We start from the raw sequence: 16,480 nt of genomic DNA on the forward strand, positions 1-16,480 counted from the left end.
TTTAAAATATCATTGTGTTCCTCAAGGTTGGATATTTTCTTCTTGAGCTCACGAATCTCAATTTGCTCTGGCGTGAGTGGAGACGCTTTTGGGGTAATACCTTGATACTCTTGTTTTAGTTGTCGAACCCATCGGTCCATTGCAGATTTGCTGACGTTCATAGCCTTAGCTGCTTCGATAATTGAATAGCCTTGCTCTGTCACCAATTGCGCAGCTTCAAGTTTGAACTCTGTACTAAAAGTGCGTCTTGTACGATTTTTCATATAGTCACCTGTCTAGTTCTGAGATGCATCTTAACATCCCTAATCAGGTGGCCAAATTAACTATGCCACTACAATGAAGCAACTAAGATACAAAATGATTTCGGTATCATTGCTCATTCATCCGTACATATTAACTGTTATTTGGTACGTGGTCGTGGCCGCACAATTCTTATTGATAGTGGCGCTGAAGGCATTAAACATTGGGGAGGCTGTCTTCAGCGCAATTTATTATTGGCTGGAGTAAAGTCAAATGAGATAGATAGTATTCTTCTGACACATGCTCATGCTCATCCTGATCATGTGGGAGGGTTGATAGATGCATCTGGTGATAGTGTCTTCCCGAATGCAGAATTAATCGTTCATCATCGATAAGTGTCCTTTTGGGAAAGTGATGGCAATTTAAGTCGTGCCAGCGAGCGAGCTCGTGGTAATTTTTTGATTGCTCGACAAGTATTTGATGGTTATCGATCAAACTTGCGTTTATTCAATGATGGAGGAGAGGTGCTTCTTGGAATTAGAGCCATGCCTCTTCTAGGACATACTGAAGGACACTGCGGATATATCATTGAATCGGGTCTTCAAAGTTTGTTAGTTTGGGGTGACATTGTTCATTTTCCTCAAATTCAAATTACGCGTCCTGATGTATCCATTTTATTTGATCAAGACCCTCTCCAAGCGGTTGAAACAAGGATAAAGCTTCTAGATTTAGTTAGTACCGAGCAACTTTTGATTGCTGGTATGCATTTAGGAGAATTGGTGTTCGCAAAAATTCAACGAATAAAAAAGAGTTACGATATTGTTTATGAGAAATAAATGGTTTGAGTCAGATAGGGTAAAAGTTCCGCGTTCCGCTTTTTCCTGAATTAAAAAGGGGAATAAAGTTTAGGAATGCAAAGTAATGAAGAGGATAACGAAAGAGGCTCGGTTACAAGCACACAGCCCAATTCTAGTTCTTCCCCTTAAATAAAGGGGAAGAAGCGAAAGAAGCTCTTAGCTAGCTATAGAGTTAAACAATTCAAAATAGGTTGGGAAGGTTTTTGATGTGCAACCCGGATCGTTGATGGTCACTGGCGTATCTGAGAAGGCAACGAGTGAGAAGCACATCGCAATGCGGTGATCGTTATAAGTATCGATGGCCGCATGTTGAAGTTTCTCAACGGGTGTGACGGTAATGAAGTCTTCGCCTTCAATGACGTCGGCACCGAGTTTTTTCAGTTCAGTGGCCATGGCATATAAACGGTCAGTTTCTTTCACGCGCCAGTTGTAGATGTTGCGAATCGTTGTTGGGCCTTTGGCAAATAGTGCAGTTGTTGCGATGGTCATGGCCGCATCAGGAATGTGGTTCATGTCCATATCAATACCGTTAAGTTCGTTACGCTCCGCCTCGATCCAAGTTGGACCGTAGGTGATTTTCGCCCCCATTTTAGCCAGTACATCGGCGAATTTTACGTCACCTTGTACGCTGTCTGTACCAACGCCGTGGACTTTAATTTTTCCACCTGCAATAGCAGCAGCTGCCAAGAAGTAAGACGCAGAAGAAGCATCACCTTCTACCATGATTTCACCAGGGCTTTGGTAAGTTTGCTGACCTTTCACAATAAATGCTTGGTAATTCTGGTTTTCCACTTCCACACCAAATTGCTTCATGGCATGTAGCGTGATGTCTATGTAAGGCTTAGAAACCAATTCACCATCAACTTTGATGATTAAATCATCTTTTGCCAATGGGGCGCTCATCAATATAGCGGTTAGAAATTGGCTTGAGATGTTGCCTTTAATAGACACTTCGCCGCCAGATAAACCATTTGCCTTAATGCGTAAAGGTGGGTAATTCTTTTCGCCTTCGTAAGAGATGTCGACACCCAGTGCTTGCAAAGCATCTACAAGGTCACCAATTGGGCGTTCGTGCATCCGTGGCTCACCATGTAGATGAAACTCACCTTTGCCTAGGCAAAGTGCTGCAGTCAAGGGACGCATTGCTGTACCCGCGTTGCCAAGGAATAAATCACCGAAATCTGCCTGGATTGGGCCGGCAAGTCCTTTTAGTACACAGGTTGTGCCGTTATCTTCTAGAGAATAGTTAACGCCTAATTTTGTTAGGCTTTCTAGCATGCGGCGAATATCGTCGCTGTCTAGTAGGTTGGTAATTTTTGTGGTGCCTTTTGCTAGCGTTGCTAACAATAAAATACGGTTTGAAAGGCTTTTGGAACCCGGAATTTGGATCTCTCCATTGGCTTTGGAAAGAGGGCCTAGCGTAATTGAATTCATTATTAAGTCCATCACAGTGGTGTTGTGTTTATTGTTTAGTTCTTGTGTTTAGTAGTGTATCGCTGCGTGTAAATTATAAGTGTTCGATATTGCCCGCAATTTAATCGTTATAGTCTGTCCGTTGTAGGTGGTCGCGTCGCTCTTTCGTTAGAGGTCAGTCTTGAATGAGGCATAGTATACCTTCGATGATGTTTCCTGTCAGTTATGCCGATTCACTCAGTTTGCTGTTTTTTATAACAAAGTCTCTTTAGAATGATTGGCAATAAAATAATGAAGTTGAGGAAAATATCCATGAGACACCAATATCATCCCCTTGGTTTTGAAGGGTCACGTATCGCTCAAGGTTTTTGGCGGCTAGAAGAATGGAATATGGCTTCTTCAGAAACACTAGGCTTTATTGAAGCATGTTTAGATCTTGGTGTGACGACGTTTGATCATGCGGATATTTATGGTGGTTATCAGTGTGAAGCTTTGTTTGGCGAGGCGTTAAAGCTTAAACCTGCTTTGCGAGATAAGATGGAAATCATCACTAAGTGTGGGATTTTGTTGCCGTCAGACAATCGCCCAGACATTCAGGTCCATCGTTATGATTATCGTGCTGAGCATATATTGGCGAGTGTTGATCGATCTTTGGTGAATTTGCAATGTGAGCATATCGATACCTTGTTATTGCATCGTCCAAGTCCTTTGATGGATGCGGATGAAGTCGCTCAGACGTTTGATTTGTTGTTTACGCTTGGCAAGGTTAAGCATTTTGGCGTATCCAACTTTACCACTCGTCAATTCGATTTGTTGCAGTCGCGCCTTGATGCGCCGTTGATTATTAATCAGGTGGAATTATCTCCACTGGCGTTGCAGCACTTTGAAGATGGCACATTGGATCATGTGCAGCAGCATGCCGTAACACCGATGGCTTGGTCGCCTTTTGCTGGTGGTGAATTGTTTTCAGGAACAAGCGAAAAAGCAAAGCGAGTTCAAGCTGTGTTGAGTAAGTTGGCGCAGGAAAAAAATTGTACAGTTGATCAAATCGTTGTCGCGTGGTTATTGCGTCATCCAGCTGGTATTTGTCCTGTCATGGGATCTGGAAAAATTGCTCGTTTAGCTGCAGCAGTGGATGCTGTGTCTACTCCGCTTAGTGATGATGATTGGTTTTGTATTTGGGTCGCATCTCAAGGTCATCCAGTACCTTAAATATCTTTTAATTTTTATATACTTAAAGAATATAAAAGCCGCTTCTGCGGTTTTTTTGTATCTATTGTTCGACCTTTGTTTTGCTTGGTGTAGAAAACGTGTCGTTTCGTAAGTTAGTAACGAAAGCCTGATGTTTATTCATTATACTGCCACAATATTAATCCATTTAAGGTGTTTTTAATGAAGCAATATGTTCTCGCAGGAATGATAGTGATTGGAGTATTCGCTGTTACTACTGTACAGGCGCAGGTTTTATCTAAACCAACAGGGCCTGTCATCCTAACTGTCACTGGAAATATCTCCAATACTAATACTGATCAAAATACAGCTGAATTTGACCGCGGTATGCTGATGAATCTAGAGGTTATAGAGCAAAAAACTGTAACGCCTTGGAGTGAGGGTGTTGATCTTTATCGTGGGCCTTTGTTGCGTTCCGTCATGTCGGCGGTAGGTGCTCAAACAGCTACCTTATCCATGACTGCATTAAATGACTATAGTGCGATAGTGCCGAAAAAAGATGGTGATGACTACAATGTGATTCTCGCGATGGACATGAACGGCAAAGTTATGAGTGTGAGAGATAAGGGGCCGATATTTTTACTTTATCCTTTTAGTGATAACCCAAGCTTAAATAATGAAGTTATTCATAACCGCTCTGTTTGGCAAATCAAATCGATAAACGTTGAGTAAAAGTCATTATGTCTTTTCGTCTATCTCCCATTGTAAGAGTTCTTGGTAATAAGGGGTCGTCGCCTTTTATTTTATTGGTGGTTACTGCTCTTATTTTCATGGGAGCAGCAATGCTGATCTTTACCGAATTGGTTGACCGTCAAAAAATGATGATGTCAGCGGTAGAGGAAGATGCATTATGGGCTGCTTATCAACTAGATAGAGAGACATTAAAGCTTAGAAATGCGCTTAATCTATTAGAAGATGACCTGAGTGATGAGCGCCTTAACGATGCGAGAACGCGTTTTGATATTCTTTATAGTCGAGTGCATATATTAGAAACAGGACAATTAAGAGTTCTTTTTGATCGATTAGAAAGCTCTGAAGAAATGATGAGGTTGCTTCAGCAAAAAATGATTGTAATTGATAAGCTTCTTTTTGCTGATAAATCTTTGATTGATGTTGATATGCTAGTAAGTGAAAGTAATCTTCTGCTTAAAAAAACCGAGAAAATTGTATTTGAAACGCTAGCTTCAAGGTCGAGCGATAAGGTAGAGCAGAGGCGCGATGTCTTAGATCTTTTTCTTTATCTAGGTTCTTTGATTGCTCTGCTAACAGTTACTATGTTTTTTATTATAGTAATGCTATTTAAGCAGCTAAAGATTGCTAAGCAATCTTTTGAAAGATCTCAGAAATTAGCTGGCGAGCTTGAAATTGCTGTTTTTTCTGCAGAGCAAGCTTTAAAAGTTAAATCAGAGTTTTTAGCAACAATGAGTCATGAAATTCGTACACCAATGAATGCTATTGTCGGCTTTAGTTATTTATTATTAGATGGGGATTTGGGTAGGGATCATCGCGAAAAAGTGCTTAAAATTCAGCAGTCGGCCGATGCTCTTCTTTCGATCATTAATAGTGTTTTAGATTATTCAAAAATTGAATCAGGCAAAATAGATTTAGAAAATAGGTCGTTTAGCTTAGATGAAGTACTGGAGTATGTTTATCAGACGGGTGAAAACCCAGCTCGATCCAAAAAGTTAGATTTTATGATTGTTCGTGATTTTACCATTAGTGATAGTTTGATTGGTGATAAGACCAGACTTCAGCAAATTCTAGTAAATTTGGTTGGTAATGCAATTAAGTTTACTGATTCCGGTTCCGTCATGGTTAAAATTCATCAATCAAATACCGAAGGAATTTTGATTGATGTGCAGGACAGTGGTATTGGTATAGCTGACAATGTCGATGTGTTTGGTGTGTTTAAACAAGCCGATAGCAGTACTACAAGATTATATGGTGGTACTGGCTTGGGGTTGAGTATTACGCAAAAACTAGTGGGATTGCTTGGGGGTAATATTTCTTATAAAAGTGTATTGAACGAAGGTAGTGTTTTTACAATTAAACTTCCTTACCGTCCAGATTCGAAATCGACTTTACCACATTTAGAAAATGTGACTATATTTGAAGAAGACCTTGGCATAGCTTCTTTTTTTACAGAGCTAAATTTTGACCGTATCTCTAAGTTGAAACTATCGGATATGTCAGAAAATCACTTGACGATAATTGCAGGCCGTCATTGGCTGAATGATGAAGGTATGGTTTCTGAACAACTCAAAGGTCTTGAAAGGCATATACTATTTTTAAATGGTAGCGATTTAAATATGCCTGATTGTCAAGTGTCAGGACTTGTTACTCCTACCAATCTGCATAAAAAAATAGCTGCTTTTAGTTTAGGTGAAGACGATTCAAAGAATGAGAAATCCATTAAGGCTGCTTTAGATAATAAAGAGTTCTTTAAAAGCAAAACTATATTATTAGCTGAAGATAATAAAATAAATGCCAATATCGTTAAGGCTATAGTTGAAAAGCTAGGGGCATCCGTTGATTGGGTTGAAAACGGTAAAGATGCTTGGGAAAAGTCACTTCTTCTCGATTATGATTTGATTCTAATGGATATTAGGATGCCCATAATGGATGGTTATGAGGCCAGTGAAAAGATATTCAGCTCATTGCGTAACAAAAAACCCCCTATTCTTTTTTTGACGGCCGATGCTTTAAGTTTAAAGCAAGAGAACCTTGCAGATTTAGGTATTGATGATGTTTTGTATAAACCGTTAGATCCATATCTTTTGATTGAAAAGCTTGAGTTTTGGATAATGAAGTATGGATTTAACTCGTTGACTAAAAAAGAAAGCGGCTCTTTTTCGCGGGATAATAAAGGTTTAATTTCTTTATGGTCTGACATTGAAAAATTAGAATTTTTTTTAGAGAGTGGAGATTCTGATTCTGAAATGTTAGTCAAAAAAATAATCGAAAAATGTTCTGATTACGAAGGTATAGATATTTTAAAGTCTGCCCTAGAAGATATTTCTTCTTATGATTATCAAGATGCCATGGGTAAGATTCAGGCTTTTAAACGTGGCTTCGTGTCATGAGTGTAGTAAAGGAGAGCGAATTGGCTAGTACAAAGGAAATAGTAAGTCGGATGGCTTCAAAAAACAAAAGAGTACTTATTGTTGATGATGTGCCTAGAAATATTGATTTACTTAAAGATATTCTGTCGGAACAGTACCATGTTCAAGTGGCAAAAAGCGGACTGTTAGCTTTAAATATTATTGATCGATGCTTACCAGATATTATATTGCTGGATATTATGATGCCAGATATGAATGGTTTTGAAGTATGTGAGCGATTGAAATCCAACCCAAAAACACAAGACATTCCTGTTATTTTTTTAACTGCTGTTACTGATCCTCAGCACGAGCAAAAAGGTTTTGATGTTGGTTGTGTGGATTTTATTACTAAGCCAATAACGCCTCTAACAACTTTAGCTAGAGTGTCAACCCATTTAAAATTAGCTGAAGAAAATTTACGTAACAAACAAATTATTGATGATAGAACTCGAGAGCTTGATGAAGCATTGGAGTCCGCTATAGGTATGTTAGGTGCGGTAAGTCAGCTTAACGACACCGATACTGGTGTGCATATGTGGAGAATGGCGGATTATTGTGCAGCATTAGCTAGGACGATAGGGTGGGAAGAATCACAGGTCGAATTGTTAAAACTGGCTGCACCTATGCACGATACTGGTAAGGTGGGTATTCCTCATAGCATTTTAAAATCTCCTAATAAGCTAACAGATGATGAATGGGTGATAATGCGTCAGCATACCGTCATTGGGCATGAAATTTTAATAAGGGGAGAAGCGCCATTATTTAAATTGGCAGCAGAAGTTGCATTAGGTCATCATGAAAGATGGGATGGAACGGGTTATCCATCAGGATTAATAGGGGAAAATATCCCACAATCCGCTCGTATTGTTGCTTTAGCGGATGTATTTGATGCGCTTACTATGAAGCGTCCTTACAAGAAGAGTTGGACAATAGAAGAGTCGTTTGAGCATATTCAGCAAGCGGCAAGCACACACTTTGATCCAGAGTTGGTGCGCACTTTTTTATCCATTGAAGATGAGCTGAGAAGCATAAAAGAAAAATGGGACGCTGTTGACTAAGTTAAGCAACAGCACAGCATTTCTTGAATTTTTTACCAGATCCACATAGGCATGGGTCATTCCTGCCTATGTTCATAGCTTCAGAATTAATTAACGGCGTGTTCTTCTGAATATCGTGCTCACCAGCAATATAGAACCATTGTCCTTTTATCTTTTTAAATATCGATCGTTCGTTTAGGCGACCTATATGTTTGCCTTCTTTGAAATGAGCAGAGAAGGCGACAACCCCTGTTTTGTCTTTTTCCAAGCCATCTTCTGTTGCATTAATTTCTAGCTTTATCCATTTGGTATGTTCATTACTGTCTTGGATGTCTGCAGTGTCTTGATCTGGCTCATCTTCTAATTTTTGCGTGGCGGCTATGTATTGAAAATCACCAATAGCAAAAGCCGTGTAGCGCGAACGCATTAGTGTTTCTGCTGTCGGAGCGGTGCCTGGATTGTTGTGGTACATACCACAACACATCTCATAAGGACTTTCTGTTCCGCATGGGCAAATCATTGGGACTGGCATAGATCTACTCCTCTCATCGCCAAATGCACGCCAAGATGCGTATAATACCTTTTTTATTTAACGGCTTACAGGAATTATTTGTGACTTCATCGGGCCCCACTTCATTTTTTTGGTTTGATTTTGAGACAACCGGAACGGACCCTGCGCGAGATCGTCCTATGCAGTTTGCTGGGATTAGAACAGATCTTGATTTTAATCCCATCGGCGAGCCAATCATGTTTTATTGCCGCTTAGCGGAGGATGTTCTGCCTCAACCAGAGGCATGCTTGCTGACAGGTATTAGCCCACAAGATGCTAATCGTGAAGGCTTGTGCGAAGCAGAATTTATGCAGGCAGTAGAGGCTGAGCTTTCGCAGCCTGGTACTTGCGCTTTGGGTTACAACACGATCCGTTTTGATGACGAAGTCGTTCGTTATGGTTTTTATCGTAATTTTATTGATCCTTATGCCAGAGAATGGCAGAACAACTGCTCTCGCTGGGACATGATCGATTTAGTGCGTATGACTTATGCTATGCGTCCAGAGGGGATTGTTTGGCCGAAGAACGAAGACGGCCAAGTTTCGATGAAGCTGGAAGCACTCACGAAAGCAAATGGCATTGCTCATGAACAAGCGCATGATGCCTTATCTGATGTTTATGGGACCATTGAGATTGCTAAGTTAATTCGTAGTAAGCAGCCAAAATTGTTTGCTTACTATTTCAAAATGCGTCAAAAACACGAATTGCAGCAATTTATTGATGTGGCGCGACTAAAACCCTTTTTGCATATTTCTGGGATGTTTGGGCAGGCAAAAAACTACGCGGCTTTTGTTGTACCTGTTGCGCCACACCCAACGAACAAAAATGGTGTGATTGTTTTTGATCTTATGGCAGATGCTCAGCCTTTAATTGATTTGAGTGTGGATGAGATTCGTCATCGAGTTTTTACTCGTCAAGAAGAGTTGGGGGATCTAGAAAGGTTGCCTTTAAAAGTGATTCACTACAATAAATCTCCGGCAGTTGCTCCAGCCACTTTTTTGAAAGATGCTGATGTCGTCAAGCGTCTAGAATTGGATGGTGCGGTTTGTCGTCATAATCTTGCCATCATAAAAGGGTATGCTGGTTTAGCGGCTAAGCTCAGTGATGTCTTTATGCAAGAAGATCGACCAATACACAAAGATCCAGATGTCATGCTTTACTCTGGTGGTTTTTTCTCTCGTGAAGATCGGGTGAGGATGGAAAAGATTCGTTCGACACCGGCTAGTCATTTGTCAGAATTGGCTATGTCATTTGATGATCGTCGCCTGCCTGAAATGTTAATGCGTTATATTGGTCGAAATTACCCGGATCAATTGAGTGAACAGCAACAATTCGAGTGGGAAGAATATAGGCAGGTTCGTTTACTTGAAAAAGATGGCGGCGGCTCAATCAATATGGAACAGTATTTTGAGCGTTTGAATCAAATTGCTCAAACACCGGATCTGCCTGCAGCGAAACAAATTATGTTACAGGACTTGGCTGATTACGCTCAAAGTATTTATCCGATACCTTTATAAGGAATTTATATGAATGAACAGCATAAAGGCATTCATTGGCTAGTTGGTTTTGCGGCCTTTGTGATCATAATTGCTGCGCTGAAGGAGGCCTCTCAAATAGTGGTGCCTTTCATGTTGTCAGTTTTTATCGCTATTATTTGCGCCCCAGCAATGTCCAGTTTACGTCGTCGGAATCTGCCAACTTGGCTTTCTATCTTGGTGGTTGTGTTAGTTATACTGGTTGGAATTAGTTCTATTGCTGTGCTTGTAGGTGCATCTCTAGATAATTTTTCCAATCAGCTGCCTAGTTACAAAACGCGCTTTGGCGAAGAAATGTCCAGCTTAATACAAATGATTAATCGACTAGGGGTGCATGTATCTTATGATCAAGTGAAGGGGTACATTGATCCTTCCGCTTTAATGCAGATGGTTGCGAATGCTTTAAGAGGGCTTGGGAGCGCGCTAACTAATCTTGTTTTGGTGGTGATGATTGTGATTTTCATTTTATTTGAAGCAGTTGAACTGCCTAAAAAACTGTCTTTAGCGTTCAGTGATGCCTCTAAATCAATGGATAAATTTGATTCCTTCATCAAATCGGTTAATCGGTATTTAGTGATAAAAACCTTACTAAGTATGTTGACGGGTGTCCTAATTACTTTCTTCATGTGGGTATTAGGTGTTGATTTCCCTATTTTATGGGGTGTATGTGCATTTCTTTTAAATTTTGTACCAAATATTGGGTCTATTATTGCAGCGGTTCCTGCTGTTTTGCTTGCCTTTGTTCAGCTTGGTAGCTTATCGGCTGGCTTGGTTGCTGGCGTGTTTTTAATTGTGAATCTGATTGTTGGTAATGTGATTGAGCCTCGCTACATGGGGCGTGGGTTAGGGCTTTCCACTTTGGTGGTGTTTCTTTCTTTACTACTATGGGGTTGGGTATTTGGTCCAGTTGGCATGTTGCTTTCGATTCCGTTAACCATCATCATGAAGCTAGCATTCGAGGCAAATCCTAAGATGCATTGGTTGGCAGTGATGATTGACTCTAAAGTGGATACTGATAATAAGCACTAACAAGTGATTGGCGCCGCAAGGGCGCCAATCTTATTTTCAATATGGCCTAGCTTATTTCTCTTTTATTGTATATACTTCGCCATCAGTTTTTCCTCCGAGAATTTCTAGAGAATTTCATTAAGGCATGTAAATGATTACAGGCCTTATCCTCACCAAAAAAAGGTACTAATTTACATGTCTGACGCTGATACTCAGCCTACATTTGATTCGTTGGGCCTAATCGCCCCTGTTCTTAAAGCGGTTGCTGACTTAGGTTACGAGCAACCATCTGCTATCCAAGCGCAAAGTATTCCATATCTATTAGAAGGTCGAGACCTTTTGGGGCAAGCGCAGACGGGTACTGGTAAGACAGCAGCGTTCGCGCTTCCGCTACTGTCTCGCATTGATGTTACAGATAAAACGACACAATTACTTGTACTGGCTCCAACCCGTGAACTTGCTATTCAGGTCGCTGAAGCATTTCAAAGTTACGCACGTAACCTTCCTGATTTTCATGTTTTGCCAATTTACGGCGGCATGTCATACGACACTCAACTTCGCCAACTAAAACGTGGTGTTCAAGTTGTTGTTGGTACACCAGGTCGTGTTATGGATCATATTCGTCGTAAAACATTGAAACTAGACGGTCTTAAAGCCCTAGTTCTTGATGAAGCGGATGAAATGTTACGTATGGGATTCATCGACGATGTCGAATGGATTCTTGAGCAAACACCACCAACTCGCCAAATAGCTTTGTTCTCTGCGACTATGCCTCCTGTGATTCGTCAGGTAGCTAACCGTCATTTGAATAATCCTAAAGAAGTGAAAATCGTTACAAAAACTTCTACTGCGATGACGATTACTCAAAAATATTGGCCAGTAAGCGGTCTACATAAGTTAGACGCTTTGACTCGTATTCTTGAAATGAACGAACATGATGGCATGATCATCTTTGTTCGTACAAAAGCGGCAACAGTAGAATTGGCTGAAAAGCTAACTGCTCGTGGCCACGCTTGTGAAGCCTTAAATGGTGACATTAGCCAGAATTTGCGTGAACGTACTGTTGATCGTATCAAGAAAGGTCAAATTGACATTCTTGTTGCAACTGACGTTGTAGCTCGTGGTTTGGATGTAGAACGCGTAAGTCACGTTGTTAACTACGATATTCCATATGATACTGAATCCTACGTTCACCGTATCGGTCGTACTGGTCGTGCTGGTCGTCTTGGTACAGCAATATTGTTTGTTGCTCATCGCGAGCGTCGTATGTTGCAAGCGATTGAGCGCGCAACTCGTCAGCCAATTGAGAGCATGACACTACCAACTGCTTCAGATATTAATGCGCATCGTGTTAATCGCTTCAAGCAGAGCATTACAGATGCGATGGATAACGAAAACCTTGATTTCTTCTTGGAACTTGTTCAAAGCTACCAGAAAGAAAACGAAGTTGATCCATTGAAAATGGCGGCTGCTTTGGCTCATATGGCTCAAGGTAAAACACCATTGTTGTTATCTGAAATGGAAGTTCGTCAAGAACGCAGAGAACGTCGTGATGATCGTGATGATCGTGATGGCGGTCGCGGAGACCGTGGTGATCGCGGAGACCGTGGCGATCGTGGCGATCGTGCACCACGCGAACGTAAAGTTCGTCCAGTTACGGCAGAAGCTATGCCATTAAAGGATGATCCTGATACGTCTATGACGCGTTATGTTGTTCAAGTTGGCTATAGTGATGGTGTTAAGCCTGGCAACATCGTTGGTGCGATTGCTAACGAAGCTGACATTGAAAGCCGTTACATTGGTCATATCGAAATCTATGAAGATTTTGCTACAGTCGATTTACCTTCTAACCTAAGCGCGGATGCATTAGGTAAGTTGGGTAAAACTCGTATTTGTGGTCAGCGTACTGACATTGCTAAGCTAGACAATGCCGATGAGTTGAATAAGCGTGCAGCAGCACCTTCTACTCGTAAGCGTCCAGCTGGTGGCGGTGATCGTCGCCCATCTGGTGGTGATCGTCGTCCATCTGGTGGTGAGCGTCGTCGTCCAAGTGCTGGTGGCGGTCGTGATCGCGATGCAAATCGCAGCGGCGAGCGTCGTCCAAGAGCACCACGTAAAAACGATTAATTAGAATGATGTAAATAAAAAAACCGCCTAATCGCGGTTTTTTTTTGTTATAAATGAACGTTAATATTTACTCTGATTGAAAAGGGTCAGCATGCATCAAGATAATAAAAACAAAAGAATAAATATAACACCTCTTGTCTTTTTAGGTGTTGGGCTAATTTTGATATTTATAGGGTTTATTTTAACCCGGTTGTACTTTTTTGGAGTCCACTCAGATTATTTTGTGGCTGAAACCTCTGATAATATATTGCTGGCTCTATTGCATGGTTTGCGATTTGATTTAGCGACTATTGCGCTATTAAATTCTTTACTCTTACTTTTCTTGTTTGTTTCAATTTGGTTTCGCGCTTTATTCAAAGCGAATATGGTAATGGTTTTTGTCTACTTGTTTTTTGTAAGTGTATCGGCAATTATCATTAACTTCATGGATACCGTTTATTTCCCATACACAGGCCGTCGTAGTGGTCTTGAAGTGCTCTCTATGGCCAATGATGTTGTATCCCAGTTGCCTGAGTTAATCCTTGTTTATTGGTGGTATGTTGTCGGTAGCATTTTGATTTATTTTCTTTATGCCGTGTTGTTTTTTAAGGTGAGCAAGCGACTTAAACCGATTTTTATGCCCAAATTCTGGGTTGTGTTACTTTGCCTTGTACTAACAGTGGTTTTTGTATTGGCTGGGCGGGGAGGATTTCAATCTAAGCCTATTAGAGCTCTGAATGCATATAGTTATCCTTCTAGCGGGTTAGGGGCTCTTGTTCTAAATACGCCATTTTCACTTTTAAAAGAGGATGCTGATCATTTAGAAAAGGTGGCTTATTTTGCCTCTGACAGTGATTTGTTGATGGCAATAGCTGATAAAAATAAATCGATCTCTAGTGATTCTGAAATTAAAAAGCATAATGTTGTTATTTTGATCTTGGAGAGCTTTGGCTTGGAGTATTTGGGTCCTCCTTATGGTTTGAAATCATACGCACCTTTTTTAGAAGAGCTGTCTGAGAAGGGGCGCTTTTTCCCAAATGGCATTGCGAACGGTCGTCGTTCTATTGAAGCTATTCCATCGGTTTTAGTGGGTGTCCCATCACTGATGTCTGAGGCTTTTATGCGATCGCCGTATCAGTCAAATGTAATGCATGGCTTGGGTGAAATCGTAAAGCCTTATGGATACAGTACTGCTTTTTTCCATGGTGCGAAGAATGGCAGCATGTACTTTGACGACACAACCTATCGATTTGGCTTTGATCGCTATTTTGGACTTAATGAATATCCTGATTCTTCCCAGTTTGATGGGCAGTGGGGGATTTTTGATGAACCATTTCTTAAGTTTACTGTAAATGAGATGGATAAAATGTCTAAGCCATTTATGGCGGGTATTTTTACTATCAGCTCTCACCCTCCGTATACTTTGCCTGATCAGTATGTAGATAAAATACAAGAAGGTGATATCCCAATGCATAGAGTTATTCAATACTCCGATATTGCATTGAGACGTTTTTTTGAGGAGGCGGCCACCAAAGATTGGTATAAAGATACTTTGTTTGTTCTTACTGCTGACCATACATCGGATAACTTCGATCCTCGTTTTGCCTCTTCTTTAGGTCGTCATCAGGTCCCCATTATTTTGTATCAGCCTAATCAAGAAATAGATAATGGTGTTATCACCGATATGGCTCAACAAATCGATATCCCTGCTACAATCGTTGATTATTTGAATCTGCCAGAGCAAGAGAAAATCTTGCCATTTGGGCGTTCATTGTTGGAACAGAATGCTCGTGCAGATGCAATCATCAAGGAAGACGATGCTTTTTGGTTATTATCACAAGGAAAATATGTGAAGTTGCCTATGGCAGAGGGTGCATTAGTTGAAACTGGTGAGCTACCAAAAACATTTACTAAGCCTGCGGGTTTGGTGCAGCCAGTAAATCTAGAGAAATTAGAGCAGCGATTAAAAGCCTATATACAAATTTACACTAATGGGCTTATTGATAATTCGCTATACAACTTTTCGTCTGAAAAAAAACAGTAGGTAAATAATGAACGAAATTACTATTCTCAAGCCAGATGATTGGCACTTACATTTTCGTGATCAAGATATGTTGCTTGAAACGGTACCTGCGACAGCGCGTTGTTTTGAGCGTGCTGTGGTGATGCCTAATTTGGTACCGCCGGTTACGACTGCTGAGTTAGCATTAAGCTACAAAGAGCGTATTTTAGCGGCTCGTCCTGCTGGTAGTACTTTTATGCCGGTTATGACTATTTATCTAACGGACAAAACCAGCGTTCAAGATATTCAAGATGCGAAAAATGCCGGTGTATTAGCTGCCAAAATGTATCCTGCTGGGGCGACTACCAACTCTGATTCTGGTGTGAACTCACTTGAATCCTTGTATCCAGTGTTTGAAGCCTTGGCTGACAACGATATGCTGTTGCTGATTCATGGTGAAGTAACGCAAAAACACATTGATATCTTTGATCGTGAAAAAGAATTTATCGATCAGCATATGGTAAAAATCGTTGAGCGAGTGCCAAACCTGAAAGTGGTTTTCGAGCATATTACTACGAAAAATGCCGTGGATTTTGTCTTGGCGGCTCGTGATGGTGTTGCTGCAACTATTACGCCTCAGCATTTATTGTTGAATAGAAATGACATGCTAGATGGTGGTGTTCGTCCACATAACTATTGTTTGCCTGTGCTTAAACGCAGTACTCACCAGCAAGCTTTGCGTGAAGTGGTTAAATCTGGATCGCCTAAGTTTTTCTTGGGAACTGACTCTGCCCCACATGCTAAACACCGTAAAGAGTCAGATTGTGGTTGTGCGGGCTGTTACAGTGCTTGGTCTGCGCTTGAGCTATACACACAAGTATTTGATGAGCTAGGCGCCCTTGACAAGCTAGAGGGCTTTGCAAGCCTTTATGGTGCTGACTTCTATGGTTTGCCGCGTAACACAGAAAAAGTGACCTTGATTCGCGAGTCTTGGGAAGTGCCTAACAGTATTACTTTGCCGAACGGAGAGCCAATTGTGCCTTTCTTTGCTGGCAAACAAGTATCTTGGAAATTGAAATAAAGTAACTTGGTTTGAGGCTAGGTAACTATATAGAACCGAATTCAGTAAATGGGTTCGGTTTTTTTATGCCAAAAACGTGATGATAAAGATATGAGTGTTTTATAAATTAATAAAAAGGTTAGTAATTTCGTAATTTGACTTAAGAGGTGAGTGCTAAGAAACAAATAAGATGGTGCGGATGGAGAGACTCGAACTCTCACGCCGTGAAGCACTGGAACCTAAATCCAGCGTGTCTACCAATTCCACCACATCCGCATGTCGTGTTGACGGGCGAGATCTTACCGATATTTTCTATCGATGCAAGTGTTTTTTGATGAAGT

Annotated in this window: 14 protein-coding genes and 1 tRNA gene; 11 read left to right on the forward strand and 4 right to left on the reverse strand. The window is 40.9% G+C overall.

Annotation, left to right across the window (positions count from 1 at the left end):
• A partial coding sequence (locus BUA59_RS21195; RefSeq protein WP_139248943.1) for a transposase occupies positions 1–263 on the reverse strand: 263 nt, incomplete at its 3' end.
• Positions 264–404: 141 nt separating this feature from the next.
• Between BUA59_RS21195 and BUA59_RS24040 the strand changes: the two genes are divergently transcribed.
• A complete protein-coding gene (locus BUA59_RS24040) occupies positions 405–635 on the forward strand; it encodes an MBL fold metallo-hydrolase (protein ID WP_217653761.1) in 231 nt (76 codons plus the stop codon).
• Positions 636–1,076: an MBL fold metallo-hydrolase gene (locus tag BUA59_RS24045; RefSeq protein ID WP_217653762.1), complete on the forward strand. Its 441-nt coding sequence runs from the start codon at positions 636–638 to the stop codon at positions 1,074–1,076.
• A 177-nt stretch (positions 1,077–1,253) separates the two neighbouring features.
• Here the strand turns inward: BUA59_RS24045 and aroA are convergent, their stop codons facing one another.
• Positions 1,254–2,531 (reverse strand): 3-phosphoshikimate 1-carboxyvinyltransferase, encoded by a 1,278-nt coding sequence (aroA, locus tag BUA59_RS21205; RefSeq protein ID WP_072841883.1) that lies wholly within the window; start codon positions 2,529–2,531, stop codon positions 1,254–1,256.
• Positions 2,532–2,822: 291 nt separating this feature from the next.
• On the opposite strand from aroA, the gene BUA59_RS21210 reads away from it, so the two are divergent.
• The 4 genes from BUA59_RS21210 to BUA59_RS21225 all read left to right on the forward strand — a co-directional run bounded on the left by BUA59_RS21210 (position 2,823) and on the right by BUA59_RS21225 (position 7,899).
• Entirely contained in the window at positions 2,823–3,722 is a 900-nt protein-coding gene (locus tag BUA59_RS21210) for an aldo/keto reductase (protein ID WP_072841885.1), read from the forward strand.
• A 180-nt stretch (positions 3,723–3,902) separates the two neighbouring features.
• Positions 3,903–4,412: a putative pterin-binding protein gene (locus BUA59_RS21215; protein WP_072841886.1), complete on the forward strand. Its 510-nt coding sequence runs from the start codon at positions 3,903–3,905 to the stop codon at positions 4,410–4,412.
• An 8-nt stretch (positions 4,413–4,420) separates the two neighbouring features.
• Entirely contained in the window at positions 4,421–6,823 is a 2,403-nt protein-coding gene (locus BUA59_RS21220; protein WP_072841888.1) for an ATP-binding protein, read from the forward strand.
• Positions 6,820–7,899 (forward strand): HD domain-containing phosphohydrolase, encoded by a 1,080-nt coding sequence (locus tag BUA59_RS21225; RefSeq protein WP_084122623.1) that lies wholly within the window; start codon positions 6,820–6,822, stop codon positions 7,897–7,899. The genes BUA59_RS21220 and BUA59_RS21225 overlap by 4 nt, the downstream gene beginning before the upstream one ends.
• A gap of 1 nt (position 7,900) precedes the next feature.
• Here BUA59_RS21225 and BUA59_RS21230 read toward each other — a convergent pair whose 3' ends face one another.
• Positions 7,901–8,410: a YchJ family protein gene (locus tag BUA59_RS21230; RefSeq protein ID WP_072841892.1), complete on the reverse strand. Its 510-nt coding sequence runs from the start codon at positions 8,408–8,410 to the stop codon at positions 7,901–7,903.
• A gap of 80 nt (positions 8,411–8,490) precedes the next feature.
• On the opposite strand from BUA59_RS21230, the gene sbcB reads away from it, so the two are divergent.
• The 5 genes from sbcB to pyrC all read left to right on the forward strand — a co-directional run bounded on the left by sbcB (position 8,491) and on the right by pyrC (position 16,160).
• Entirely contained in the window at positions 8,491–9,945 is a 1,455-nt protein-coding gene (gene sbcB, locus BUA59_RS21235; protein ID WP_072841970.1) for an exodeoxyribonuclease I, read from the forward strand.
• Positions 9,946–9,954: 9 nt separating this feature from the next.
• Positions 9,955–10,992, forward strand: coding sequence for an AI-2E family transporter (locus BUA59_RS21240; protein ID WP_072841893.1), 1,038 nt, complete (start codon positions 9,955–9,957; stop codon positions 10,990–10,992).
• A gap of 174 nt (positions 10,993–11,166) precedes the next feature.
• Complete coding sequence (locus BUA59_RS21245) at positions 11,167–13,098, forward strand: DEAD/DEAH box helicase (protein WP_072841895.1); 1,932 nt, start codon at positions 11,167–11,169, stop codon at positions 13,096–13,098.
• A gap of 223 nt (positions 13,099–13,321) precedes the next feature.
• Positions 13,322–15,121, forward strand: a complete 1,800-nt coding sequence (locus tag BUA59_RS21250; RefSeq protein WP_175550804.1) for an LTA synthase family protein — start codon at positions 13,322–13,324, stop codon at positions 15,119–15,121.
• A 7-nt stretch (positions 15,122–15,128) separates the two neighbouring features.
• Positions 15,129–16,160, forward strand: a complete 1,032-nt coding sequence (gene pyrC, locus BUA59_RS21255; protein ID WP_072841899.1) for a dihydroorotase — start codon at positions 15,129–15,131, stop codon at positions 16,158–16,160.
• A 170-nt stretch (positions 16,161–16,330) separates the two neighbouring features.
• On the opposite strand, the gene BUA59_RS21260 is transcribed toward pyrC, so the two are convergent.
• A tRNA-Leu gene (locus BUA59_RS21260) sits at positions 16,331–16,415 on the reverse strand.
• Between the last annotated feature and the right edge of the window lie 65 nt (positions 16,416–16,480).

It is taken from the genome of Marinomonas polaris DSM 16579 (assembly GCF_900129155.1).
Taxonomy (GTDB): domain Bacteria; phylum Pseudomonadota; class Gammaproteobacteria; order Pseudomonadales; family Marinomonadaceae; genus Marinomonas; species Marinomonas polaris.

Excerpts from the sequence above, each read along its gene's own strand:
- aroA (WP_072841883.1), bottom strand. The coding sequence starts at position 2,531 with ATGAATTCAATTACGCTAGGCCCTCTTTCCAAAGCCAATGGAGAGATC.
- BUA59_RS21210 (WP_072841885.1), top strand. The coding sequence starts at position 2,823 with ATGAGACACCAATATCATCCCCTTGGTTTTGAAGGGTCACGTATCGCT.
- BUA59_RS21215 (WP_072841886.1), top strand. The coding sequence starts at position 3,903 with ATGAAGCAATATGTTCTCGCAGGAATGATAGTGATTGGAGTATTCGCT.
- BUA59_RS21220 (WP_072841888.1), top strand. The coding sequence starts at position 4,421 with ATGTCTTTTCGTCTATCTCCCATTGTAAGAGTTCTTGGTAATAAGGGG.
- BUA59_RS21225 (WP_084122623.1), top strand. The coding sequence starts at position 6,820 with ATGAGTGTAGTAAAGGAGAGCGAATTGGCTAGTACAAAGGAAATAGTA.
- BUA59_RS21230 (WP_072841892.1), bottom strand. The coding sequence starts at position 8,410 with ATGCCAGTCCCAATGATTTGCCCATGCGGAACAGAAAGTCCTTATGAG.
- BUA59_RS21240 (WP_072841893.1), top strand. The coding sequence starts at position 9,955 with ATGAATGAACAGCATAAAGGCATTCATTGGCTAGTTGGTTTTGCGGCC.
- BUA59_RS21245 (WP_072841895.1), top strand. The coding sequence starts at position 11,167 with ATGTCTGACGCTGATACTCAGCCTACATTTGATTCGTTGGGCCTAATC.
- pyrC (WP_072841899.1), top strand. The coding sequence starts at position 15,129 with ATGAACGAAATTACTATTCTCAAGCCAGATGATTGGCACTTACATTTT.